Genomic DNA, 24,033 nt, shown 5'->3' on the forward strand with positions numbered 1-24,033 from the left:
TGCTGGCGGGGAATGATTTGGTGTAAGTTATCCACATGGACCGTCGACAATTTCTGACCGGGTTCGCGGCTCTCGCCGCGGCGCCGGGTGCCGCGTATGCCCAGGGACCGGGCGCCGCCGGCCGCACGATGGTGGCGCAGCCCGAAGCGATGCGCCGCCTGGCGGAGCGCCTGGCGCGGCTGGAGGAAGATGGGCTCGACCCGCAATGGTACGGGCTCAATCCGCAAACCCTGCGCGAGCCGGCGGCCGTCGCGCGCGCGGCGGGGCTCGCGCTGGCCGATCTGGTGCAAGGGCGAGTCGCTTCCCTGCCTGGCCGGATCGACATTCAGCGCGACAGCAACCCGGCCGCGCTGAATGCGTGGCTGCAGCAGATCGCCGACGCCGCGGAGCCGGCTCTGGTCATCGACCGTGCCTCCGATTCCATTCCCGACGCCGCCGTGTTCAAGGCCGGCCTTGCCGCCGCGCGGGCGCGTGCGGCCGCCGGCTGGCCGAGCTTCCCTGTGGGGGGCCGCACGCTGGAGCCCGGCGTCACGGACGAGGCGCGCGTCACCGCTTTGCGCGAGCGTCTGGTGGCGACGGACGCCATCCTGGCCGCCAGCCCCGGCAGCGGGCCCGTCTATGACGAGAGCCTCCAGGCGGCGGTGAAGCGCTTCCAAGCGGCGGTCGGCACGGAGCCCGACGGCCGCATCGGCATCTCGACCATGGCGCTGCTGAACCGGCCGCCCGAGGCCACCGTGAACCAGATCCGCGTCGCGATGGACATGCGTCGCGCCGCCGTACAGCGGGGACGCGACCGGCGGATCGAGGTCAACATCCCAGACTATCGCCTGCGTGTGCTCGAGGATGGCCGCACGGTCATGGACATGGCGGTGGTCGTGGGCCGGCCCGCGCGCCAGACGCCGATGATCACCACGCGCGTCACGTCGGTGCAGTTCAACCCGCCCTGGGGCGTACCGCAGCGCAACGCCAAGGAGGATCTGCTGCCGCGTTTCCGGCGCGATCCGGCGGCCATGTCCCAACGCGGCTTCCGCGTGTTTCAGCGCGTGGAGGGGGAGCTCATGGAGATCGACCCGACCACCATCGACTGGCGTTCCATCAACCCCGACCGTTTCCCGTACTACATCCGCCAGGATGCGGGCGACGCGAACTCCCTAGGACGCCTCAAGTTCATCATGCCCAACAGCGACGATATCTACATGCACGACACACCGGACCGGCACTATTTCCGCCGCGCGGACCGGGCGCAGTCCTCGGGCTGCGTGCGGCTCGAGAAACCCATGGACTTCCTGACCCTGATGCTCGACGGCATGTGGGACCGCGAGCGGGTGGACCGCGTGCTGGCCAGCCGCGCGACCTCGGTGGTGACGCTGCGGCGCCAACTGCCGGTGCGGCTCTTCTACAGCACCGTGACGGCCGAGGGTTCCGAGCTGCGGGTCCGCCAGGACATCTACGGCCTCGACCAGGCCTATGCCCGGGCGATGGAGACGCGCACGCGCGTGCCCGGCGTTCCGATGGCGGCGGCCCTCTGATGGCCCGGCTCTTCGAACATTCCTGCCCGGCCTGCGAGGGTGCGGAGGGGTTGGGTTGCGAGGGTGGCGTGGTATCGCGCCGCGGTGCGCTCGGCCTGCTGGCCGGTGCCGTGGGTTTCTCGCTGCTGACGCCGGAAGCCATCGCCCAGCGCCTCGGCAATGCCGGCACGCGGACCATCTCCATCAAGCGCATGCAGACCAACGAGGCCTTCGAGGGCGTCTACTGGCGCGACGGCCGCTATGAGCGCGAAGCGCTGCAGCGGCTGGACTGGGTGATGCGCGACCCCGGCATGTCCGAGGCGACGCCGATGGACCCGCGGCTGTTCGATGTGCTGAACACCGTGCGGCGGCACCTGGATTCCGATGATTCCTGGGAAGTCATCAGCGGGTATCGCGCGCCCGAGACCAATGCGGCCCGCGCGCGCCAGTCACGCCGCGTCAGCCGTGCCTCGCTGCATATGTCGGGCATGGCCGCCGATTGCCGCCTGCCGGGGCGCAACTCGCTCGGCATCGCGCGCATCGCGGCGGACATGCAGACGGGCGGCGTCGGCCTCTACCGGCGCGACGGCTTCGTGCATCTCGACTGCGGGCCTTCGCGGCGCTGGTAGATGTTTCGCCGGACCGGGCCGACCGACTGCACCATCCGATGGAATGAGCAGGAGATCCCGGCGCGGGCCGGCGAGCCATTGGCCGCCGCACTCCTGGCGGCGGGTGTCGCGGGCTTCCGGCAGACGGCCGTGACCGGCGCGGGCCGCGGCCCCTTCTGCCTGATGGGCGCGTGCTTCGACTGCCTCGTGGAGCTCGACGGCGTGCCCAACAAGCAGGCCTGCATGGTCAGCGTCACGCCCGGCATCAGCGCGCGCAGCCAGGACGGCGCGCGGATCGCGGGCGAGTGAACCTCCTCATTCTCGGCGCCGGCCCGGCCGGCCTCGGTGCCGCCGTCGAGGCCCGGCGGCAGGGCCTCGATGTCCTGCTGCTGGATGAGAATGCTGCGCCCGGCGGGCAGGTCCACCGCGCCGTGGGCGGGGCGTACCGGCCGGAGGCCCAGGCCCCGGGTGCCGCGCAGGCCCGTGATGGCCTGGCGCTGATCGAGGCCGCCAGGGCCAGCGGCGCGGAAATGCGCTTCGGCGCGACGCTCTGGGCCATCGAGGGCGACGGCACCGTGACCTGGTCCGAAAGCGGTGTCGCACAGCGCGGGCAGGCGCAGACCATCCTGCTCTGCCCCGGCGCGCTGGAGCGGGCCTTGCCGATCCCGGGCTGGGATCTGCCGGGCGTGATGGGCGTGGGCGCCGCGCAGATCCTGCTGAAGACCTCGGGGCTGGTTCCGGAAGGGGAGACCTGGATCGCGGGGCAGGGGCCGCTGTTATGGCTCTACGCGGCGCAGGTACTGGCCAAGGGTGGGCGGCTCGCGGGTATCCTGGACCTGTCGGACCGCACGGCCTGGAGACGGGCGGCGCTTCGCCTGCCATTCGCATTGATGCGGCCCGGCATGATGTGGAGCGGACTTTCCTGGATGCGGGCCGTGCGGGCGGCGGGCGTGCCCGTGCATCGCGCCCGCGAAGTGGCGGCGCTGGGCGAGGGGCGGCTGGAGGCCATCCGCTTCGACGGCCAGGAGGCGGCGGCCGACCTGCTGCTGCTCCATGACGGCGTAGTGCCCAATACCCAGCTGACCCGCGCCATCCAGGGTTGCGCGCATGTATGGGACGACGCGCAGGCGAGCTTCCGTCCCGTCCTCGACGAATGGGGTGCGACCAGCGTGGAGGGCGTGATGGTCGCCGGCGATGCGGGCGGCATCATCGGCGCCGCCGCCTCGGCGCTCTCGGGTCGCATCGCCGCGCTGGAAGCCGCTCGGCGCGCCGGGCGCCTGACCGTGGAGCAGCGGGATGCGCTGGCCGGGCCGCTCCAGATGCGGCGCCGGGCGGAGGTGGCGCCGCGCGCCTTCCTCGATGCGCTCTATGCGCCGCTCGCGCCGTCACGCATCGCCGACGGCACGATGGTCTGCCGCTGCGAGGAGATCACGGCGGGCCAACTGCGCGGGGCCGCGCTGCTGGGGGCGCAGGGGCCGAACCAGGCGAAATCCTTCCTGCGCGTGGGCATGGGCGCCTGCCAGGGGCGGGTCTGCGGGCCGCTCGCGCATCGCATCCTGGCCGAGGCACGCGGCGTCGCCCCCGGCACACTGGCCCCGCTGCGTACGCGCTTCCCGAGCAAGCCGGTCACGGTCGGCGAGATCGCGTCCCTCGCTTAGTCCGCGCGGATGCCCGCCCGCTGGATCACCTCCTGCCAACGTGTGCGGTCGCGGTTGATGGTGGTGCGGAACTGGTCGGGATCGGTGAGCGTGATCTCCATCGCGTTCTCCGTCATCTTGCGCTGGAAGTCCGGATCGGCGCCCACGCGGTAGAGCGCCTCCATCCACCGGTCCACAACGCGCGGCGGCAGGCCCGCGGGGCCCGCGATGCCGAACCAGGAGGACATCTCGAACCCCGGCAGCGCCTCGCTCACCAGCGGCAGGGGCAGCAGCGGCGACGGGCGCGGCGCGCCATAGGCCACGGCCCTCAGCCCCCCGTCGCGGATCTGGCCGAGGAATTCCGGCATGTTGCCGAACATCATGTCGACGCGCCCCGCAGCCATCTCCACCACCGCCGGCGCGCCGCCGCGGAACGGTACGTGCAGCAGGCTGACATTCGCCATCCGCTCGAACAGCGCGGCGGCGAGATGCTGCGAGGAGCCGTTGCCGGTGGAGGCGTAGCTGAGCCGCCCCGGCTCCGCCCGCGCCAGCGCGATCAGCGTGGGCACGTCGCGGAAGCGCGCCTGCGGGCCGGTGACGAGGATGTTGTAGACATTCGCCACCTGCGCGATCGGCATCAGCTCGCGATCCACGTCGATGGGCATGCGCGTGCCCGGCATCACCGGCATCACCGTCATGTTGGCCATGCTGACGAGGAAGACGGTGTGCCCATCGGGGGCCGAGCGCGCGACGGCCTCGGCAGCGATGAGGCCGCCTGCGCCCGTGCGGTTTTCCACCACCACGCGCTGGCCCAGCACGGGCGAGAGCTTGTCGGCGAGGAGCCGCGTCAGCAGGTCGCAGGTGCCGCCGGGCGCGAAACCGCAGAGGAAGCGCACGTCGCGCGCCGGAAAATCCTGTGCGCGCCCGGCCAGCGGAAGAAGGGCGAAGATGGCGGCGATGGCCGCCCCGAACAGGCGTCGTGTCATGTCCATCCTCCTGGGTCAGCGGTCACACGTAGCCGGGGCCCTCGATCGCGGGGTGGGCCTTCAGGAATTCTTCGTCGACCTCCACGCCGATGCCCGGCGCCTCGTTCGGCCGCACGCAGCCGTCGGCCTCGATCTTCCACGGCGTGCTGCACAGCTCGTCGCGGAACTTGTTGGCCTTGCTGATGTCGGCCTCGAAGTAGCCGCCATTGTCGATGGCGCAGAGCAGGTGGATCGACGCCGCCTGGTTGATGCCCGTCATCGAGGAGTGCGGGTGGAACGGGATCTTGAAGGCGCTGCCCATGGCGGCGATGCGCATGCACTCCGTGATGCCGCCGGCCTTGGAAAGGTCGCCCTGCCAGATGCGGATGATGCCGTCCTGGAGCACGCGGCTGAACTCGTAGCGCGTGAAGTGGTTCTCGCCGGCCGCGAGCGGCGTGCGGCCATAGCCGGCGGCCTGGCGATAGACCTCGTGGTCATGGGCGGGGAAGGGCTCCTCGAGCCAGCCGATGTTCAGCGCGTCCATGGCGGGCATGACGCGGCGCACGTCTTCGATCGTGTAGCCGATATTCGCGTCGGTCAGGATGTCGATCTCGTCGCCGAAATGCTTCCGGACGGCCTCCATGCGGGCGATGTCGTCGCGCGGATTGTCACCCACGCGCAGCTTCAGCGCCTTGTAGCCGGCCGCCATGTGCGGCGTCGCTTCCTCGATCAGCTGCGCGGGCGGCTGGTAGCCGAGCGCGACGCCGCCGGCATAGGCCGGGATGGGCTTGGAGACGCCGCCCAGCAGCTTGTAGAGCGGCCAGCCGGCCGCCTTCGCGCGGATATCCCACAGCGCCATGTCGAGCCCGCTCATGGCGAGCGACGTGCCCGCGCCCATCCCGTGCGAGGCGAGCTGGTATTTGTAGATCTTGGCCCAGACGCCCACGACATCGGCTGCGCTCATGCCGAGGACGAGGCCCTTCAGCGTCGTCTCCAGCAGGCGCGCGACGGCGGTATGCGCGCGGCCATGGTGGGATTCGCCCCAGCCCACGATGCCGTCCTCGGTGGTGACCTTCACCATCACCGCGTCGCGCTTCACCGCCTGGCCGATGCCGAGCTTCGGGCCGCCCGGCGGCAGCGGAAAGCTCGTCGGATAGGCGCGGATATCCACGATCTTCAAAACCCGTTTCCTCCCTATTTGCGCGGGAGGCTCGCTGATGACGCAGGGGCTGGCAAGCACGGAAATGCCGCGCCACTATCGCAGTGCAGCAGGAGCCTCGTGCATGAGCGAACCCAAACTGGTCCTCCCCACCATCGACGCCATCAGCCGCTGGCAGGGTATCGCCGTGCCCAATGAGGCCGCGCGCTACGGGCTGAAGGACATGGCCGGCCTGATCGCCGCGCTGGAGAAGCTGCGCGGCGGGCTCGTGTTCGAGGACGAGCCCTCGGGCTTCGAGGCCGCGCTGCAGGCCTGCAAGGAGAAGCAGGCATGAGCCCCGACGCCCTCTCCGAGCTTTCCATGACCGAGGCCGCCGACGCCTTCGCGCGCGGCGACGTCACGGCCGCCGCACTGGTCGAGGCGGTGTTCCACCGGATCGAGAAGCACGAGGCGAAGGTCAACGCCGTGATCCGCCTCGACCGCGACGAGGCGCGCACGGCGGCGCTGGCGGCGGACAAGGCCCGGGCAGGGGGGACGAAGCTCGGCCCGCTCGCGGGCGTGCCGATGATGCACAAGGACATGTACTACCGCGCCGGCAAGGTCAGCACCTGCGGCAGCAAGATCCGGCGGGACTTCGTGCCCGATTTGACGGCGACGGTGCTGAAGCGGCTCGACGCGGCGGGCGCGATCGATTGCGGCACGCTCAACATGGCGGAGTTCGCGCAGAACCCGACGGGCCACAACAGCCATTTCGGCGACTGCATGAACCCCTGGAACGCGGCGCATTGCACGGGCGGCTCCTCCTCGGGCTCGGGCGCCATCGTGGGCGCGCGGATCGTGACGGCGGCCCTGGGTTCGGACACGGGCGGCTCCATCCGCCTGCCGGCGACCATGTGCGGCGTCACGGGCATCAAGCCCACACAGACCCGCGTGCCGCGCACGGGCGTGATGCCGCTCTCCTTCTCGGCCGACAATGTCGGGCCGCTGACGCGCACGGCGCGCGACGCGGCGCGCTTCATGGGCGTGGTCGCGGGCGCCTGCCCGGCGGACCCGACCAGCGCGAAGGAGCCGGTGGCCGACTACGAGGCGGCGCTGACCGGCGATATCCGGGGGCTTCGGGTCGCGGTCGTGATGCCGCACTTCTTCGACGGCATCGCCGAGCCGGTCTATGCGGCCTTCGACACGGCGATGGAGGTGCTGAAGAGCCTCGGCGCGACGGTCGAGAAGGTGCAGCCGGAATCCATCTTCGCCATCAACACCTACACGGCCGTCGTCTCGCGCGTCGAAGGAGCCACCATCCACCAGCAATGGATGCGCGAGCGGCCGGACGACTACGCGGTTCACCTCTCCGCCCGCATCTATGGCGGCAACGCCATTCCAGGGACGGCCTATCTGGAAGCGCTCTCGCGCCGCGGCCCGCTGCTGCGCCGCTTCTGCGATGAGGCGCTGGGCCGCTTCGACGTGGTGATCACGCCGACCATCAAGGTGCGCGTGCCGACGCGCGCGGAGACGAGCATCGAGGCCAGCCCGGAGAACTGGGACCGTTTCATGGATCTCTCCGCCAACACGCGGCCCTTCAACTACCTGGGCCTGCCGACGGTGAGCGTGCCGATCGGGCTGGACGATGTGGGCCTGCCCATCGGCATGCAGATCGCGGGCCGTCCCTTCGCGGAGGCCCGTGTCCTCAAGGTGGCCGATGCCTACCAGCGCGAGACCGACTGGCACCGGCGCAACCCGCTTCCCTGAATCGCGGGGAAGGCCCCCTTCGGCGGGTCCGTCGAAGGGGGCCGGACGCTAGTGGATCTCCGGCTCTGGCGTGGGCGCGCCCCGCTCCAGGAAGTCCATGTCGCAGCCCGTATCCGCCTGTCGCACGCTGCGCTGGTAGAGGCCGGTCCAACCGCGTTCCTGCAGCGCCTTGCGAGGCTTCCATTCGGCACGGCGCGCGGCGAGCTCGGCCGCGTCCACCAGCAGGTCGATCCGCCGACCGGGCACGTCGAGCTTCACGAGGTCGCCATCGCGCACCAGCGCCAGCGGCCCGCCCAGCGCCGCTTCCGGGGCCACGTGCAGCACGCAGGTGCCGTAGCTGGTGCCCGACATGCGCGCGTCGGACACGCGCACCATGTCGCGCACGCCCTCCTTCAGCAGCTTCTTCGGGATGGGCATCATGCCCCATTCCGGGAAGCCCGGGGCGCCGATGGGGCCGCCGCAGCGCAGGATGAGCACGCTGTCCTTGGTCACCGGCAGGTCCGGGTCATCCATGCGCGCATCGAGGTCCTCGTAGTCCTCGAAGACGATCGCGGGTCCGGTATGGACCAGCTTCTCCGGACTCGCGGCGCTGTGCTTGATCACGGCGCCCTCGGGCGCCAGCGTGCCGCGCAGGATGGCCACGCCGCCCTCGGGCTGCAGCGGCTTGTCGAGCGGGCGGATGATGTCGGCGTCGAAGACCTCGGCGCCCTCGATCTGCTGACCGAGCGTGCCGTTCACCGTCACCGCGTCCAGCGCCAGGTGCGGCGCCAGCGTGGCCAGGAAGGCGCGGCTGCCGCCGGCGTAGTAGAAATCCTCCATCAGATAGGTGTCGCCATTGGGGCGCAGGTTCGCGATCAGCGGCACGCGCGCGCTGATCTGGTCGAAGCGCTCCAGGTCCATCTCGATGCCCGCGCGCCGCGCCATGGCGATGAGGTGCGGGATGGCGTTGGTGGAGCCGCCGAAGGCCATCGTCGCGGCCACCGCATTGTCGAGGCTGCGCTGGTCCAGCAGCTTCGCGATGGTCAGGTCCTCCCACACCATGCCCACGATGCGGGAGCCCGCGCCCGAGGCCATGCGCGCATGGCCGGAATCCACCGCCGGGATGCTGGCCGCACCGGGAAGGGTGAGGCCCATCGCCTCGGCCGCCAGGGCCATGGTGCTGGCCGTGCCCGCCGTCATGCAGGTGCCGGCCGAGCGCGACAGCCCGGCCTCCATGTCGTTCCAATCCTGCTGCGTGATGTTCCCCGCGCGCAGCTCGGCATAGTACTTCCAGACGTCGCTGCCGGAGCCGAGCTTCTTGCCGCGCCAGTTGCCGCGCAGCATCGGGCCCGCTGGGATGTAGATGGTGGGCAGCCCCATGCTGATGGCGCCCATGATCAGGCCCGGGCCCGTCTTGTCGCAGCCGCCCATCAGTACCAGCCCGTCGATGGGCAGGGAGCGCGCGAGCTCCTCCGTCTCCATCGAAAGGAAGTTGCGGTACAGCATGGTGGAGGGCTTCTGGAAGACCTCCGGCAGCGCCATGGCCGGCAGCTCGATCGGCACGCCGCCGGCCTGCCAGACACCGCGCTTCACATCCTGCGCGCGCTCACGGAAATGGCCGTGGCAATGCATCAGGTCGGACCAGGTGTTGATGATGCCGATCACCGGCTTCCCGCGGAACTCCGGATAGTCGAAGCCAAGCTGAAGAAGACGCGAACGATGGTTGGCCGAGCGCATGGTCTCGGTGCCGAACCAGCGGTGGCTGCGGAGCTCCTCGGGTTTCTTCGCCATGGTCAGCGCGGCGCCATGCGAAGCGCGCCGTCGAGACGGATGGTCTCGCCGTTCAGGTAGCCGTTCTCGATGATGCTCATGGCCAGCTTTCCGTATTCGTCGGGGATGCCGAGGCGGTGGGGGTTGGGCACGCCCTGCGCCAGCGAGGCCTTGATGGCGTCCGGCAGGCGCTGAAGCATGGGGGTGTCGAAGATGCCGGGCGCGATGGTGCAGACACGGATGTTCTTGCTCGCGAGGTCACGCGCCGCGACGACCGTCATGCCGATGACGCCCGCCTTCGAGGTCGCGTAGGGGATCTGGCCGATCTGCCCCTCGATGCCCGCGATGGAGGCGGTCAGGATGCAGACGCCGCGTTCGCCCTCGATGGGGTCGGTCTTGGCCATGGCGACGGCCGCGAGGCGCACGGCGTTGAAGGTGCCGGTCAGGTTGACCCGGATGACTTCCTGGAAGTGCGCGAGGCTGCCGGCGGAGCCGTCCTTCTCGATGAGGCGCAGCGGCCCGCCGCGGCCCGCGCAATGCACCAGGACGCGCACGGGGCCCATCGCCTCGGCCTGCTCCACAGCCGCCTGCATGCTGACCTCGTCGGCCACGTCGGCGACCGCGAAGCCGCCGCCCAGCTCCTTCGCGACGTCGGCGCCATGGGAGGTGGCGAGATCGGCGATCAGGACCTTCGCGCCCTTCGCGGCAAGCCGCCGTGCCGTGGCGAGACCGAGGCCCGAAGCCCCGCCGGTGACGATGGCGACCGCATTCTTGACGTCCATGTTTTCCTCCTGGCTACGATCCTAAGGCACCACGCGATCCGCATTGACGCAACCCGCGCGGCGGTCCGAACCTGTCGGGCAACAACCAGGGGGACGTCCATGCCATTGCTGGCCCGCCATGCCGCGCTTACGCCCGGCAAGGTCTGCGCGATATTTCCGGATACGGGCGCGAGCCTGACCTTCGCCGAGCTCGACGCGCGGGCCAACCAAGCGGCCCATGGGCTGATCGCGCTGGGGCTCCAGCCGGGCGAGGGGATCGCGCTCTCGCTGGAGAACGGGCCCGACTTCCTGATCCTGACCTATGGCGCGAAGCGCGCCGGCCTGATGGTGACGCCGCTCTCGATCCATCTGCGCCCGCCCGAGGTCGCGCATGTGCTGACGGATTCGGGCGCGCGGGCGCTGTTCGCTTCGGCGCATCTCGCTTCGCTGGTCGCGGCGCTGGATCTTTCGGAGGTACCGCACCGCTTCGCCGTCGACGGCGCGCTTGCCGGCTTCAAACCCTTCGGCGCCCTGCTCGACGGCCAGCCCACGACCTGGCCAGAGGGCGAGAGGCCGATCGGGCGGGAATTCCTCTACTCGTCCGGCACCACGGGGCTCCCGAAGGGAATCCGCCGCCCCCTGATTCCCTTCGCGGACCGGCTGAACCCCGAATTCGACATGACCTGGAAGCCTTTCTACGGCTTCGGCGAGGACAGCATCTACCTCTCCCCCGCGCCGCTCTATCACGCGGCCCCCAACCGCTACGTGCAGCGGGCGATGGACCATGGCGGAACCTCGGTGATCCTGAAGAAGTTCGACGCGGAACAGTGCCTCGCCACGATCGAGAAGCAGCGCATTACCCATAGCCAATGGGTGCCTACCATGTTCGTACGCATGCTGGCGCTGCCGGGGGAGGTGCGCGCGCGATACGACCTATCCAGCCACCGCTGTGCCATCCATGCGGCGGCGCCGTGCCCGCCCGCCGTGAAGCGCGGGATGATCGAATGGTGGGGGCCGATCCTGCGCGAGTACTACGCGGGCAGCGAGGGCATCGGCACCGTCATCATCGACAGCGCGGACTGGCTGCGGAAGCCGGGCAGCGTGGGCCGTCCCGCCTATGGCAGGATCCATATCGCCGACGACGAGAACCGCGAGCTGCCGCCGGGCGAGACGGGGCGCATCTGGTTCGAGGGCGGCGCGCGCTTCGCCTATCACAACGATCCCGCCAAGACGGCGCAGGCCTACAACGAGCGCGGCTGGGCCACGCTGCACGATCTCGGCTGGGTCGATGCGGAGGGCTTCCTCTTTCTCTCCGACCGGCGCGCCGATCTCATTCTCTCGGGCGGCGTGAACGTCTATCCGGCGGAGATCGAGAGCGTGCTGGCGCAGCATCCGCGCGTCAGCGAGGCGGCGGTCATCGGCGTGAAGGACGAGGAGTTCGGCGAACGCCCGCGCGCGCTGGTGGTACCGCTCGGTGAGGGCGACGACATGCTCGCCGCCGAGCTCATCGCCCATTGCCGCGCGCATCTGGCGGGCCCGAAGATCCCGCGCGCGGTGGAATTCCTGGAGGAGCTGCCGCGCTCGGAGGCGGGCAAGCTCCTCCGGCGCGTGCTGAAGGAACGCTACAACTAGATCCTGAGCCCAAGGCGCGTGACGCGCGCTTCCTCCTCGTCGGCCGTGCGGGCGATGAAGCGGCCGTAGTCGGCGCTGTTGAGATATTCCAGCGGCATGTCGAGCCGCGCCAGCGTCGCGATATGCTGCGGGTCGTGCGCGGCCGTGCGGAAGCCGTCATGCAGCCGGGCCACGATCTCCGGATCCATGCCGAGCGGCCCGACGAGACCGTAGGGCGAGGTCACGACCATGTTGTCGTAGCCCAGCTCGATCAGGGTCGGCACATCGGGCAGCTTCGGCGCCCGGCTGCGGGACCAGACGTTCAGCGGCCGGAGCTTCCCGTCGAGGATCAGCTGCATCGCGCCGGAGCCCGCGGCCATGGCATCGATATGCTCGCCCATCAGGGAGGGGATGCCGTCGCCCTCGCCGCGGAAGGGCACATGCGTGACCTCCAGGCGCTCGCGCTCGGCCAGGTCGATCATGGTCAGATGCGGCGTGCCGTTGGCGCCTGTATTGCCGAACTTCAGCGCGCCGGGCCGCCGCCGGGCGTCGGCCACGAGGTCGGCCCAGGTGCGATAGGGGCTTTCGGCCCGGATCAGCACCATGAACAGGTAGCCGGTGAGATGGATGATGGGCGTGAAGTCCGTGCGCGGGTTGAAGGCCATCCGCTGCATGAAGGGCAGGCGGATGGCGGGCAGCGCGAACTGCGCGATGGTATAGCCGTCGGGCCTGGTGTTCCGCATGTTGGCTGCCGGCAGCGTGCCGCCGCCGCCGGGGCGGTTCTCGATGATCACCTGCTGGCCGAAGGCGCGCGTCGCGGCCTCGGCGAAGCCGCGCATCTGCACATCCGTGGCGCCACCCGCCGGGAAGGAGATCTGGATGGTGATGGGCCGGGTGGGAAAGCTCTGCGCCCGGGAAAGGCCGGGCGCGAAGGCGGGGGCGGCAATGGCCCCTGCCAGAAGCTCGCGACGTTTCATGGCTCCTGCTTCCTTTCTTCTTAGAGCGTGCGCGCGATGATCTCGCGCATCACCTCGCTCGAACCGCCATAGATCCGGCCCACGCGCGCATCGGTCCAGGCGCGGCCGATGTCGAATTCGGCCATGTAGCCGTAGCCGCCATGCATCTGCAGGAAGTCGTCCAGCAGCCGGTTCTGCATCTCGGTGCCGAGCAGCTTGGCGGCGGCCGCGTCCTCGCCCGAAAGCTCGCCGCGCATGTGGCGCGCGATGCAGTCGTCCAGATAGACGCGATACATGGCGATCTCGGCTTTGGCCTGGGCCAGCTTGAATCGGTGCACCTGGAAATCGAACACGGAATGGCCGAAGACCTGCCGCTCCTTCGTGTAGGCGATGGTCTTCTCGAGCATCGTCTCCATCACCACGCCGGCGCGCAGCGCGATGATCAGGCGCTCCTGCGGCAACTGGTGCATGAGGTGGCGGAAGCCGCCATTCTCCTCGCCGAGAAGGTTCCCGGCCGGCACACGCACATCCTCGAAGAAGAGCTCCGACGTGTCCTGCGCATGCATGCCGATCTTCTCGAGGTTGCGGCCGCGGCTGAAGCCCGGCGTTCCTTCCTCGACACCGATGAGCGAGATGCCGCGGCGCCCGGCCTCTGGATCCGTCTTGCAGACCACGATCACGAGGCCCGCATTCTGCCCGTTGGAGATGAAGGTCTTGCTGCCGTTGATGACCCAGTGATCGCCGTCGCGCACCGCGCGGGTCCGCACGGCCTTGAGATCGCTGCCCATGCCGGGCTCGGTCATGGCGATGGCGCCGATCATCTCGCCCGAGGCCATGCGGGGCAGCCAGTCGCGCTTGCGCTCCTCGCTGGCATAGGCGCTGACATAGGGGACGATGATGTCGGAATGGAGCTGGAAGGCCACGCCCGAGGCGCCGGCGCGCGCCAGCTCCTCCATCACCACGGCGGCATGGCCGAAATCCCCGCCGCCGCCGCCATATTCTTCCGCCACCATGGTGCAGAGCAGGCCCTGTGCGCCGGCCTTCTTCCACAGCTCGCGTGGGACCAGCCCCGTGCGCTCCCAGTCGCGGTGATGCGGCACGATCTCGCGCTCCACGAAGCGGCGGACCTGCTCGCGGAACATCTCATGTTCGGCGGTGAAGACATTGCGGGCGCGGATCGAGCCTGCGGCGTGCGTGTCCATTGGACGTACTCCCCTGTTGCGGGAGAGGCTAGAGCGCGATCCGCCGCGGCGGAAGCGCGGTTTCAGGCCTGGGCGGGCACGCGCGTGGCCAGAGCCTCGATCTCCTCCGCCGAGAAGCCGAATTCCGCCAGGACCTCGTGGCTGTGCTCGCCGCGTAGCGGCGGCGGGCGGCGCAGTTCTCCGGGCGTGCGGGAGAAGCGCGGGGCGGGGGCCGGTTGCACCGTGCCTTCCAGCGTCGCGAAAGTGCCGCGCGCGGCGTTGTGCGGATGGTGCGGTGCTTCCTGCATCGAGAGGACCGGCGCCACGCAGGCATCGCTGTCGGCGAAGAGCGCCGTCCAATACGCGCGCGGCCTGGCGCCGAAGGCCGCGGCGAGTAGTGCCTTGTGCGCGGGCCAGCGCCCCGGCTCCATCCGCCCTTCGAAGAGCTTCGGATCGAGGCCCATGCGCGCCACCATCTCGTCGAAGAACTGCGGCTCGATCGGGCCCACGGCGACGAAGTCGCCATCGGCGCAGGCATAGGTGTCGTAGAAGGACGCCGCGCCGTCGAGCAGGTTGGAGGCGCGCGCATCCGACCAGCGGCCGCGCGCCATCATGCCGTAGATGGGCGCCATGAGCAGCGCGGCGCCATCGACCATGGCGGCATCCACCACCTGGCCCTGGCCGCTGCGCCCGCGCTCCACCAGCGCGGCCAGGACGCCCATCGCCAGCAACATCCCCCCGCCGCCATAGTCGCCCACGAGGTTGAGCGGCGGGGCAGGGGGCTCGCCCGCGCGGCCCATAGCGTGGAGCGCGCCGGTCAGCGCGATGTAGTTGATGTCGTGCCCGGCGCGCGGCGCCAGCGGGCCTTCCTGGCCCCAGCCCGTCATGCGGCCATAGATCAGCTTCGGGTTGCGCGCCTGCACCGCCGCCGGGCCGAGGCCCAGGCGCTCCATCACGCCGGGGCGGAAGCCCTCGATCAGCACGTCGGCCTTCTCGGCCATGCGCAGGACCGCCTGCACCGCCGCCGGCTGCTTGAGGTCCAGGGCCAGCGAGCGCCGGTTGCGCAGCGGCACGTCCTGCCGCGATCCCGCCGGCCCCTCGGATCGCTCGATGCGGATGACTTCCGCGCCGAGATCGGCCAGCAACATGGCGCAGAACGGTCCGGGCCCGATGCCGGCGATTTCCAGGACGATGGTGCCGGCCAGCGGACCCATGGCGTGTCTCCCTCGAAGTTCTTGGGATGAAGGCTAGGCGCCGCGTCAGCGCGCGTCGAGGGCGGCCAGCTCGCGCGTGATGGTATCCCGCATGCGTGGGTCCGTCGTGACGGAACGCGCGCGCAACATCAGGCGCCGCGCTTCCGCCTTGTCGCCGCGCGAACTGGCGCCGAGGGCGGCGCGCAGCGCGAAATCCGCCTCGCGTTCCGGCAGGCCGGACTGGCGCGCGGCATCGGCCGAAAGTTCCAGCGCCCGGCTGATGCCCCGGTAGTCGAGCGTATCGCGGCGAAGGCCAGCGGCGCGCTCGGCCTCCGCGAAGGCTGTGGATTCGTCGCGGTTCAGCAACGCCGCCATGGCCGCAAGCTCGGCGGCGTCGGCCTGGAAGGAGCGGCCTTCCGGCGTGCCGATCCGTCCCCTGGCCTGGGCGAGCGCCACGGGATCGCGCCGCGCGCCGGCGATCAGCCCCTCGATGAAGCTCGCGCGCCGCATCACGTCCTGGTCGGGCGAAGCGCGGAGCGGCGTGAGAAGCGCGGTCGCCGCGTCGAATTCGCCCAGGCGGAAGCGCGCCACCGCCTCGGCGAGGATCAGGTCCGGCGGGACGGGCGTGCCCCTCCGGCGCAACTCGGCCGCAACGCGCGCCGCCTGCTGGCCTGCCTCCGCCGCCCGGCCCTGGCCCAGCAATGCGACACTGCTTCCTGTGGCGGCGTCGGCGATCTCGGTCGCTGAATCGCGTTCCCTCGCGCGAACCAGGGCCCGGTCGAAAAGGCGCGCCGCTTCCGCGTTGCGCCCCGCTTCGAGCGCGAGGCGGCCGATGCGGAGCTGCTGGTTCAGCGTCTCATCCGGCTGCACCGGGGCAGGCCCCGGGCTGCGCGAGGAACACGCGGCGAGCAGCAGCAGGACCAGCAGCGTTCTCATGGCCGGATCCGTTCCACCGGCACCCGTTGGCGCTCGGGGGGCGCGGGTGGACCACCGCCGCCGAGGATCCAGAGCGTACGAAGCTGGGCCGTCAGCTGCTCCAGCTCACGTGCGGTGGACTGCGCTTGGAGCAGGAGGGCGGGCACCTCCGCCAGGCTTTCCTCCGCGCTGCGGACCAGGGGTTGGCCGCGCGGCGCCATCCGGGCGAGCTCCCGCGTGACGCGCTGGAGGTCGGCCATCATGGAATCCGCGCGCCGGAGCAAGGAGGGCACGCCTTGCGGGCCGTTCAGGCTGCCTGTGAAACGCGCGCCTTCGGCCGCCGCGGTTTCCGCGCTGGCGAGCACGCGGCGGAGCGTGTCCATCATGGATCGCACCTCGGCCAGCATGTCCCGGGCCTGGCCGCTCATCTCGTCGTCGGAGACCAGGCGGCCGACGAAGCCTTCGCCCCGCTGGATGCGCGCGGCGGTCTCCGACAGGCTGTGCGCCGCGCGGCCGAGATCGTCCAGAATGGGCATCACCTTGCCTCGCACCTCGTCGAAGATGGCACCCAGCGTTTCGGTCGGGGCCCGGTCGGAATTCGCCTCGATCACGGCGAAATTCCAGTCGAGCGGCGCGCCGGTGCCCCGCGCGATATCCAGAAAGGCCGCGCCGGCGACACCGTAGCGCTTGCGGATGGTCGCGACCGAGTCGCGGCGGACGAAAGCCTTGGCCTGTTCGTCCAGCTGGACCTCGGCATAGAGGCGGGCGGCGGGCGCGATGACCACGCGGCGCACGGTGCCCGCGCGGGTGCCCAGCACCTCGACCTCTGCGCCGACCGAGAGTCCGCCGATACCCTCGTTCGGGAGCAGGACGCGCAGCGTGGCCGAGGGAGTCAGCCAGTCGCGCAGCACGCCAGCCTGCAGCACGGCGCCGAGGAAGATGAGCACGGCAAGCAGCACGATGAGGCCGATCCACTCGTCGCCGTTCATCCGGGCGCGCCAGGGGCGGGGGGCGCTCATGCCGAGAAGCCCCTCACCTGCATCAGCCCCTGCTGGCTGAGGCGGTAGCGGTGTGCGTCGGGAACGGCCTGGTCGGTCCATCGCGACAGCGAGGAGGTCAGCCAGACGCAGGCGATGGGATAGGCGGCGGCGATGGCATCGAGCAGCGGTAGCCGGAGCTCGTCCACCAGACCGCCCAGCAGCGGGCGCTCGAGTATCAGGAGGTCCGGACGCATCAGAAGGGCGCGCGCGCAGGCCGCGGCGGCGAGCTCGGCCGGCGATAGATGCTCGGGGGGCTGGAGCGGCATGCCCGGCAGCCCGAAGCGGCGGCAGAGATCGGAGGCACGTTCGCGCAGAGGCTCCTCGTCGGATATCCGGTGTTCCAGGGCCGGCAGCATGATGCTCTCGGCGACCGTAAGGTGGGGCGGCCAGCCGCCGTGCAGGAAGGTCGCGCCGATCCGCGCGCGCTGGCGCCGCACCTCCTCGGGCCGCAGCGCCCGCCAGTCCCGGCCGAAGACCCTTACCTCGCCGCCGGTGATGGGGAGGAGGCCGAGGCAAAGCTCGGTGAAGCGGGAGAGGCTGGCGAGCTCTTCGGCTTGGATCAGGGCCATCTCGCCCGGATGGAGCGTCAGCGAGAAGCGTTCGCCCACTTCGGATGTATGCACATCCTTCAGTTCCAGCGCGGGAGGCATCGAGGTGCTCATACGGCGAGGCTCAGTACGACGGAGGATGTCAGGATCGCCAGCACGCCGCGGACGAAGCAGGCCGGAAGAAGTTGCGACGTGCGCGTGTTGCGCGGCGCGGTCAGCGGGGTATGGGCCACGACGGCACCCACCAGCATGCCGGTGACCAGCAGCTTCGCGGGGAAGATCACGACATCGGCGGGGCTCATCGCGCGCAGCACATCGTTCAGCGAGCCGAGGATCGCTTCGGACTGTCCGCCCAGGAGGGCGGCAAAGGCGCTGCCCGAGACGAGCGCGACCGCCACGAAGATGATCCCGAGGGTGAGGCAGGAGAGCGACTGGGCCACGGCGGCCGGCGCCGCGTAGAGCCGCACGAGGTCCACGCCCTGCAGGGTCAGCGCGCGCTCCGCACCCGTCGCGCGGAGCGCGCCGAGGTCCGCCGCGACCGCGATGCCCGAGCGGCCCAGGATCAGCGTGGCGATGAGGACGGGTGCCAGCTCCCGCACCAGGACGGTCACCAGCACGGTGGCCAGCAGCCCGCGCTGATCGGCGGCACCCGCCCAGGTGATGCCCTGGAAGACCAGGCCCATGCCGATGAGCACGCCGAGGACGAGGCTGGGCAGCATGCCGCCAAGCAAGGCCTGGCGGAGACGGCGGAAGAACTCGCGTCGTTCCGGCAACGGGCGCCCGAAGGGGCGCATGCCCCAGGCGATGAAATGCACGCAAAGCGCCAGGACGTGCAGCAGCTCCAGGAAGCTTTGCCGGAAGGGCCTGCCGATCGCAGCGAGCATCAGAGCGCCGCTGCCAGGACGTAGCTCGCCTTCCGGCCATGGCGCGGCATGAGGAAGGCGCCACGGGGACGGAAGAGGAACTGGCCGGACACCGCGCCATACAGCGCGGCGGTCACCTGGATACCCCCCAGCGGCGCGCTGTCGGCCATATGGCCGGCCAGGGTGACGGCCTCGCCCCAGAGGTTGAGGAAGCCTTCGCCCGGGCCCACGCGGCCGCCGAAGGCGATGCCGAGGTCCATGCCGATCCGGAAGGCGGGCTCACCTCCTGCCTCCTCGAACAGCGTCGTGCAGAGCTTGCGCGCGGCGAGCGCGAAATCCGCGATCTCGTTGGCGGGCGCTGGATCGGCCTCCGGGCCGAGGCCGGTCGCGGCCACGACCTGGGTGCCCAGCACCCGCAGATAGGGAATGCCGCTTTGCCCGGCGGCGCGTTCCAGCCCATGGGCGAGGCGTTCGAAGAGGGTGCCGGTGGTGCCGCCGCCACGGCGGCCGCCCAGTGCCAGGGGATCGGTGAAACGCAGAACCATCACCGCCGCCTGCGGATAGACGTCCGCGAGAATCTCGCTGCCCAGCGCCGCGCAGAGCGCGGTGTCGACGAAGCTGGTCGTGGATTCGGGCTTGCTGGCCTCGGGCTCGAGCGCATGGACCGCCGCGGCGCGCTCGGCCAGCTTGCCCGCGCCGCCGGCGGCGCGAACGGCGAGGAGGCTGGCCACCGCGCCGAGGAACTGCAGTCCCCCGCTGGCGTGGCGCGCATCCTCGACCCAGACCACACCGAGGTTACGCGCGCCATGCTGGATCGGCACTGCGAGCACGGAGCGGGTGCCGAGCGGGCTGAGCCAGGCCCGGTGAAGCGCCGCCGTCTCGGGCTTCGTGGCGGCATCCTCCACGAGGATGGGCTCGCCGGAAGCCAGGCGCGAGAAGAAGGCGGGCATCTCCTCCCGCAGCAGCCGGGCGTCGCCGGTGTGGCCCATGCGGTCGGAATCGAAGCTGTCCTCCAGCGTCAGGCTCCGCCCGTCGGGAGAAAGGCGCCAGATGCAGGCCCGCGCGGCACCGGTCACGCGCGCCATGCGCTCCGTCAGTTCCGGCGGAAGCGGCGATCCCGGGTCGAAGAGCGCGGGCGATCCCGCCAGTTCGGAGAAGGCGGCGGATTGCGAGGCGATGCTCGCGCGCTCACGCAGCAGGTGCCGCGCGGCGCGGTCCGCGCGCAGGCCCTGGCGGATCAGCAGCAGGGCCAGCACGAGAACGAAGGCGACGACCCCGAGCGCCATGACGAGGACGCGGCGGGAGTTGGTGTCCACGAAGCCCGTGAAGTCGCTTTCCGGCACGGCGACGAGCAGCCGCCAGCCCGCGACCGCCTGGTCCTGCAGCGAGGTCGTCATGATGATGTGGCGCTGCCCATCGACCGTCTCGACGGATCTAAAGTCGCCCTCCAGCCGCGTGCGGTCATAGGCGCGGGCCAGAACGGGGTCGCCCAGCTCGTCGAGCCTGAGCGGCGTCTCGCCATCCGGCGCGGTCCGCATCGTGACGGCGAAGTCCGGATAGGCGACGACGCGCCCGTTACGGTCGATGATGACGGCGCGGCCGTTGCGCGCGATCTCGAGGCTCGCGAGGAAGGCCGAGAGCGAGCGCAGCGAAATATCGAGGGCGATGACCCCTGTCGGCTCGGGCGATGGCGGACGCCGGATCGCAGTCGCGACCGTCACGCCGATCATGCGGTCCGTGAAGAAGCGATAGAGCTCCGTCCAGGCCTCGTCGTCATCCTGCGTCGCCTCGATGTACCAGGGGCGGGTGCGGGGGTCGAAATTGTTCTCCGGCTGCTCCTCCTCGCCCAGGAGGCGGCCATTCGGGTCGAAGCTGCGCTGGGTGAGCCGGCGGGGCCCGGGCGAGTTGCGGATGATGAAGGAGGTGAAGCCCCCCTCGCGCCGGTGCCGCACGGCGAGGTAGTTCCCCTGGGCATCGGCCGCCATGAAGAGCGAGACCTGCGGGAGCTCCCGCAGCATCGCCTGGCCGAAATGCTCCAGCGTCTCGCGCCGCTCTCCCCGCACGTCCTGGCCCACGAAAAGCTCGCGCGAGAGGCGCACAGCGCGTTCGGAGGAGAGGAAGAAGATCTCGACCTCCCGGCCGATGCGGGACTGCAGGTCGGTCAGCAGGCTCTCGGTGAGGTCCAGCGCCCCGCGACGGTTGGCCTGATAGCCATAGAGCGCGATCGAGGCGAGGGCGCCCACGATGAGCAGCACGCCTCCCAGGGGCAGCAGCACACGCAGCGCCGCCTGGCGCCGGCTGTCGAGCCCCTGGGCGTCGCTCATTTCAGCGCGCGCGGCGCGCTGACGGAGCAGCGCAGCCTGACCAGCTCGGCGAGGACGGAAGCGGCCTCGGCATGCTGGGGGGTGCCGGGGGCGAACTCGCCCGCGCGGATGCGGCGCGCGAAGCCCGCCTGGTCCCCCGCGAGGCGGCCGAGCCGGGCTTCCACTGCCGCCGCGTCGGCGCCGATCGCACGGCCCGCGATGGCGAGCGCATTGGCGGCCATCCGTGCCTCGTAGTGCAGATGCGGCGGCAGGGCCGGCAGCAGTTTCTCCAGCAGCGAGGCGCGGGCGGTGGCCAGCAGGTCCGCCGCGTCGGGGGCTTCAAGCATCGAGCGCCTCCGCCTGCCGCAGGATGTCCATCTCCAGCTCCGGGATGATGTGGGCGGTGAGCGCCAGCTCCAGCCCGCGTTCCTGGCCGGAGAGATGGCGGGCGCCCTGGTCGGCAGCGATCACGGCCCAGCGGATGCTGGCCGCGAGTTCCCAGAAGGGCAGGCGGGACGGGTCGGCACCCGGGCCGTAGCCTTCCAGCAGCGCGGCGCGGGAGCCGAGACCGCCGGCCTCCAGCCCCAGATTGCCGAAGCGCCAGCACGGCGCGCAGAACCAGCCCAGATCCGCATGCGGGTCGCCCCAGGCGGCGAACTCCCAGTCGAGCACGGCGGTCACGCGATGCTGGTCCACCATCAGATTCCCTGTCCGGAAATCATTGTGGCACAGCACGGCGGGCAGGGGGGGAAGCAAGTGTCGCTGCAGCGCGGCAAGCCCCCATTCAAGCGCCGGGCGGGGCGTGCCCGCGGCGTCCAGCCGGGCGCGCATGGCGGCGATGAAGGCGATGCCCGCATCGGCTGGCGGCTCGCCCAGGAAGGCGAGGTCGTCGCGCGGCGGGCGGATGGTGTGGATGCGCGCCATCTCCTGGCCGGCCGCGCGGACCAGCGCGTCGTCCCCACCGGTGGATGCCGCCTGTTTGGCAAGCCGGAAGCCGGTCGCGATGCCGCCTACGCGGCGCATCACGAAGAAGGGCGCGCCGATCACGCCCGCATCGGGGCAACCGAAAAGGGGTTCCGGCACGGTCACCCCCGCCGCGAAGGCCGCGCGCAGAAGCGCGTACTCGGCCTCGCGCGGCAGAGAGACGGCGAGGGTGGCGGCATTGTCGGTCCGCAGCACCCATTCCTCGGGCACGCCGCCGCGCGTGACGGAGATCGCCCAGTTCTGCTGGATGGCGCCACCGGAGAGCAGTTCCGCCGCCGTGATCGCGACGGGCACGCCCGCCGCTTCGGTCAGCCAGCCGGTCAGCGCCGCGCGGCGCGCCTCATCCATGGTGGCCCCAGCCGAAGAAGTCGCTGCCCTCGCGCCGGAGGAAGTTCGCCAGCACCATGCGATGCACCTCCGACGCGCCGTCAACCAGCCGCGCCTGGCGGGCGTAGCGGTACATCCATTCGACCGGCGTGTCCTTGGAATAGCCCTTGGCGCCCAGCAGCTGGATCGCCGTGTCCGCCGCCTTGTGAAGCGCATCGGCGGCCACGATCTTCGCCATGCTGACCTCCTTCCGCGCGAAGTCGCCCTGGTCGAGCTTCCAGGCGGCGCGCATGGTCAGCATGCGGCTGATGTCGAGCTGCATCGCGGCCTCGCCCACCATCATCTGCACGGATTCGCGGTCGGCGAGCTTCGTGCCGAAGGTGGAGCGCTGCTCGGTATGCGCCTGCGCGATCTCCAGCGCGCGCCGGCCCATGCCGGTCCAGCGCATGCAGTGGGTGAGTCGCGCGGGGCCGAGGCGGATCTGCGTCAGCTTCAGCCCGTCGCCTACGCCCATGAGGCGGTTCTCGTCGGGAATCTCCAGCCCGTCGAACTTCAGCTCGCAATGCCCGCCATGTTCTTCCGGCCCCATGATCGGGATACGGCGGACGATCTCCCAGCCCGGCGCGTCCTTGTGGAAGAGGAAGGCGGTAAGGCCCTTGCGCGGATCGTCGCTGGTCTTGGCCATCAGGATGAAGTTGTGCGCCTCGCCGGCGCCGGTGATGAACCACTTGCGGCCGGTGATGCGCCAACGGTCGTTCCCGACGCGCTCGGCGGAGGTGTAGGTCATTCCCGGGTCGCTGCCGGCGCCGCCGGGCTCGGTCATCGCGAAGGCGGATTGCACGTCCCCGCGCACGACCGGCATCAGCCACCAGTCCTTCTGCGCCTGGGTGGCGACCTTGTTCATCACCATCATATTGCCGTCGTCCGGCGCGGCGGAGTTGAAGCAGACCGGTCCGAAGATGGAGCGGTTCATCTCCTCGTAGCACGCCGCCATGCCCGTGAAGGGCAGGCCCTGGCCGCCGATCTCCTCGGGCAGCTGCAGGCACCAGAGGCCAGCGGCCTTCACCTCGGCGCGCAGCGTCTTCAGCAGCGCGGGCGCGATGTTTTCGTGCTCGTCATAGCTGGCGCGGTCGGCCTCCAGCGGGATGAGGCGGTCGTTGACGAAGGCGCGGACGGCCTGGCGCTTCGCTTCGCTCTTGGGGTCGAGGGTGAAGTCCATGGTGCTGCCTTCAGATGGGATTGATCGAGTGGCCGCCGTCGACCGTGATGACGGAGCCGGTCATGTGTGCGCCCGCCTGGGAGGCCAGCAGAAGCAGCGCGCCGTCGAGGTCCTCCGGCTTGCCGAGGCGCCGCTGCGGTACGCGGCGGATCATGGCCTGCCCTGCCTCCGAGGCAAAGAACTCGGCATTGAGCTCGGAGGCGATGTAGCCGGGGGCAATGGCGTTCACGCGGATGGAATGGCGCGCGAGCTCCACGGCCATCTGCCGCGTCAGCTGGATCAGGCCCGCCTTCGCCGCCGTATAGCCCGCGACGCCGGGGATGATGCGCAGGCCGAGGATGGAGGCGATGTTGATGATGGAGCCGCCGCTCTTCGCCGCGACCATCCGCTTCGCCGCCGCCTGGCCCACCAGGAAGGCACCGCGCAGGTTGATGTCGAGCACGCCGTCCCAGTCCCGCGCGGTCTGGTCGAGGAAGCCGCGGGTGGCGGCGATGCCGGCATTATTCACGAGGATGTCGCAGACGGGGCCGTGATCAAGCGCGGCGGCGATGCTCGCCTCGTCCTGCACGTCGAGCTTCACTGCACTGGCGCGCGGGCCGAGCTCGGCCGCCAGCGCCTCGCAGGCCTCGATGCGGCGCGCCGCCAGCACGACCTCCGCCCCGGCCTTGTGGAGTACCCGGGCGAAATGCCCGCCCAGGAGGCCGGAGGCCCCCGTCACGAGGGCTCTGCGGCCCTCCAGATTGAACACGTTCCATCCTCC

The 24,033-nt window shown here is 70.7% G+C and carries 23 protein-coding genes; 7 read left to right on the forward strand and 16 right to left on the reverse strand.

The window, feature by feature from the left end:
• The first annotated feature begins 35 nt into the window (after positions 1–35).
• Genes WJM96_RS07925 through WJM96_RS07940 form a run of 4 tightly spaced genes read left to right on the forward strand, consistent with a single transcriptional unit; the run spans position 36 to position 3,774 of the window.
• Positions 36–1,529, forward strand: a complete 1,494-nt coding sequence (locus tag WJM96_RS07925; RefSeq protein WP_424811930.1) for a L,D-transpeptidase family protein — start codon at positions 36–38, stop codon at positions 1,527–1,529.
• Positions 1,529–2,137, forward strand: a complete 609-nt coding sequence (locus WJM96_RS07930; RefSeq protein WP_424811931.1) for a DUF882 domain-containing protein — start codon at positions 1,529–1,531, stop codon at positions 2,135–2,137. Before WJM96_RS07925 ends, WJM96_RS07930 begins: the two co-directional genes overlap by 1 nt.
• The gene (locus tag WJM96_RS07935; RefSeq protein WP_424811932.1) at positions 2,138–2,425 is read left to right on the forward strand and encodes a (2Fe-2S)-binding protein; all 288 of its coding nucleotides are present in this window, start codon (positions 2,138–2,140) and stop codon (positions 2,423–2,425) included. It abuts the gene before it with no gap.
• Positions 2,422–3,774: an NAD(P)/FAD-dependent oxidoreductase gene (locus tag WJM96_RS07940; protein ID WP_424811933.1), complete on the forward strand. Its 1,353-nt coding sequence runs from the start codon at positions 2,422–2,424 to the stop codon at positions 3,772–3,774. Before WJM96_RS07935 ends, WJM96_RS07940 begins: the two co-directional genes overlap by 4 nt.
• Here the strand turns inward: WJM96_RS07940 and WJM96_RS07945 are convergent.
• Positions 3,771–4,739 carry a Bug family tripartite tricarboxylate transporter substrate binding protein gene (locus WJM96_RS07945; protein ID WP_424811934.1) on the reverse strand — a complete coding sequence of 323 codons (969 nt, stop codon included), beginning with the start codon at positions 4,737–4,739 and terminating at the stop codon, positions 3,771–3,773. The genes WJM96_RS07940 and WJM96_RS07945 overlap by 4 nt on opposite strands.
• A gap of 22 nt (positions 4,740–4,761) precedes the next feature.
• Positions 4,762–5,889 carry a mandelate racemase/muconate lactonizing enzyme family protein gene (locus WJM96_RS07950; RefSeq protein WP_424813081.1) on the reverse strand — a complete coding sequence of 376 codons (1,128 nt, stop codon included), beginning with the start codon at positions 5,887–5,889 and terminating at the stop codon, positions 4,762–4,764.
• A gap of 112 nt (positions 5,890–6,001) precedes the next feature.
• Here WJM96_RS07950 and WJM96_RS07955 point away from each other — a divergent pair, with 112 nt between their 5' ends.
• Together WJM96_RS07955 and WJM96_RS07960 are read left to right on the forward strand one after the other, a co-directional pair.
• Positions 6,002–6,211: a hypothetical protein gene (locus WJM96_RS07955; RefSeq protein WP_424811935.1), complete on the forward strand. Its 210-nt coding sequence runs from the start codon at positions 6,002–6,004 to the stop codon at positions 6,209–6,211.
• Positions 6,208–7,623 carry an amidase gene (locus WJM96_RS07960; protein WP_424811936.1) on the forward strand — a complete coding sequence of 472 codons (1,416 nt, stop codon included), beginning with the start codon at positions 6,208–6,210 and terminating at the stop codon, positions 7,621–7,623. The genes WJM96_RS07955 and WJM96_RS07960 overlap by 4 nt, the downstream gene beginning before the upstream one ends.
• Before the next feature lie 48 nt (positions 7,624–7,671).
• Here WJM96_RS07960 and araD read toward each other — a convergent pair whose 3' ends face one another.
• Entirely contained in the window at positions 7,672–9,393 is a 1,722-nt protein-coding gene (araD, locus tag WJM96_RS07965; RefSeq protein WP_424811937.1) for an L-arabinonate dehydratase, read from the reverse strand.
• A gap of 2 nt (positions 9,394–9,395) precedes the next feature.
• The gene (locus WJM96_RS07970; RefSeq protein ID WP_424811938.1) at positions 9,396–10,154 is read right to left on the reverse strand and encodes an SDR family NAD(P)-dependent oxidoreductase; all 759 of its coding nucleotides are present in this window, start codon (positions 10,152–10,154) and stop codon (positions 9,396–9,398) included.
• A gap of 99 nt (positions 10,155–10,253) precedes the next feature.
• Between WJM96_RS07970 and WJM96_RS07975 the strand changes: the two genes are divergently transcribed.
• Positions 10,254–11,765 carry an AMP-binding protein gene (locus WJM96_RS07975; protein WP_424811939.1) on the forward strand — a complete coding sequence of 504 codons (1,512 nt, stop codon included), beginning with the start codon at positions 10,254–10,256 and terminating at the stop codon, positions 11,763–11,765.
• On the opposite strand, the gene WJM96_RS07980 is transcribed toward WJM96_RS07975, so the two are convergent.
• The 12 genes from WJM96_RS07980 to WJM96_RS08035 form a co-directional block, all read right to left on the reverse strand.
• Positions 11,762–12,721 (reverse strand): tripartite tricarboxylate transporter substrate binding protein, encoded by a 960-nt coding sequence (locus WJM96_RS07980; RefSeq protein WP_424811940.1) that lies wholly within the window; start codon positions 12,719–12,721, stop codon positions 11,762–11,764. The genes WJM96_RS07975 and WJM96_RS07980 overlap by 4 nt on opposite strands.
• Before the next feature lie 20 nt (positions 12,722–12,741).
• Complete coding sequence (locus WJM96_RS07985) at positions 12,742–13,902, reverse strand: acyl-CoA dehydrogenase family protein (RefSeq protein WP_424811941.1); 1,161 nt, start codon at positions 13,900–13,902, stop codon at positions 12,742–12,744.
• Positions 13,903–13,964: 62 nt separating this feature from the next.
• A complete protein-coding gene (locus tag WJM96_RS07990; RefSeq protein WP_424811942.1) occupies positions 13,965–15,095 on the reverse strand; it encodes a CaiB/BaiF CoA transferase family protein in 1,131 nt (376 codons plus the stop codon).
• Positions 15,096–15,140: 45 nt separating this feature from the next.
• On the reverse strand, positions 15,141–16,010 hold the full coding sequence (locus WJM96_RS07995) for a hypothetical protein (protein WP_424811943.1): 870 nt from the start codon (positions 16,008–16,010) through the stop codon (positions 15,141–15,143).
• Positions 16,007–17,008, reverse strand: coding sequence for an MlaD family protein (locus WJM96_RS08000; protein WP_424811944.1), 1,002 nt, complete (start codon positions 17,006–17,008; stop codon positions 16,007–16,009). Before WJM96_RS08000 ends, WJM96_RS07995 begins: the two co-directional genes overlap by 4 nt.
• Positions 17,005–17,691, reverse strand: a complete 687-nt coding sequence (locus tag WJM96_RS08005; protein WP_424811945.1) for an ATP-binding cassette domain-containing protein — start codon at positions 17,689–17,691, stop codon at positions 17,005–17,007. The genes WJM96_RS08000 and WJM96_RS08005 overlap by 4 nt, the downstream gene beginning before the upstream one ends.
• Positions 17,688–18,461 carry an MlaE family ABC transporter permease gene (locus WJM96_RS08010; protein ID WP_424811946.1) on the reverse strand — a complete coding sequence of 258 codons (774 nt, stop codon included), beginning with the start codon at positions 18,459–18,461 and terminating at the stop codon, positions 17,688–17,690. Before WJM96_RS08010 ends, WJM96_RS08005 begins: the two co-directional genes overlap by 4 nt.
• Complete coding sequence (locus WJM96_RS08015; protein ID WP_424811947.1) at positions 18,461–20,764, reverse strand: cache domain-containing protein; 2,304 nt, start codon at positions 20,762–20,764, stop codon at positions 18,461–18,463. Before WJM96_RS08015 ends, WJM96_RS08010 begins: the two co-directional genes overlap by 1 nt.
• The gene (locus tag WJM96_RS08020) at positions 20,761–21,090 is read right to left on the reverse strand and encodes a DUF6285 domain-containing protein (protein ID WP_424811948.1); all 330 of its coding nucleotides are present in this window, start codon (positions 21,088–21,090) and stop codon (positions 20,761–20,763) included. Before WJM96_RS08020 ends, WJM96_RS08015 begins: the two co-directional genes overlap by 4 nt.
• On the reverse strand, positions 21,083–22,075 hold the full coding sequence (locus tag WJM96_RS08025; RefSeq protein WP_424811949.1) for a phosphotransferase family protein: 993 nt from the start codon (positions 22,073–22,075) through the stop codon (positions 21,083–21,085). The genes WJM96_RS08020 and WJM96_RS08025 overlap by 8 nt, the downstream gene beginning before the upstream one ends.
• Positions 22,068–23,273 (reverse strand): acyl-CoA dehydrogenase family protein, encoded by a 1,206-nt coding sequence (locus WJM96_RS08030; RefSeq protein WP_424811950.1) that lies wholly within the window; start codon positions 23,271–23,273, stop codon positions 22,068–22,070. The genes WJM96_RS08025 and WJM96_RS08030 overlap by 8 nt, the downstream gene beginning before the upstream one ends.
• A 10-nt stretch (positions 23,274–23,283) precedes the next feature.
• Positions 23,284–24,021 (reverse strand): SDR family NAD(P)-dependent oxidoreductase, encoded by a 738-nt coding sequence (locus WJM96_RS08035; protein ID WP_424811951.1) that lies wholly within the window; start codon positions 24,019–24,021, stop codon positions 23,284–23,286.
• Positions 24,022–24,033: the final 12 nt, after the last annotated feature.

This window comes from Roseococcus sp. YIM B11640, from assembly GCF_049727625.1.
In the GTDB taxonomy this organism is placed as follows: domain Bacteria; phylum Pseudomonadota; class Alphaproteobacteria; order Acetobacterales; family Acetobacteraceae; genus Roseococcus.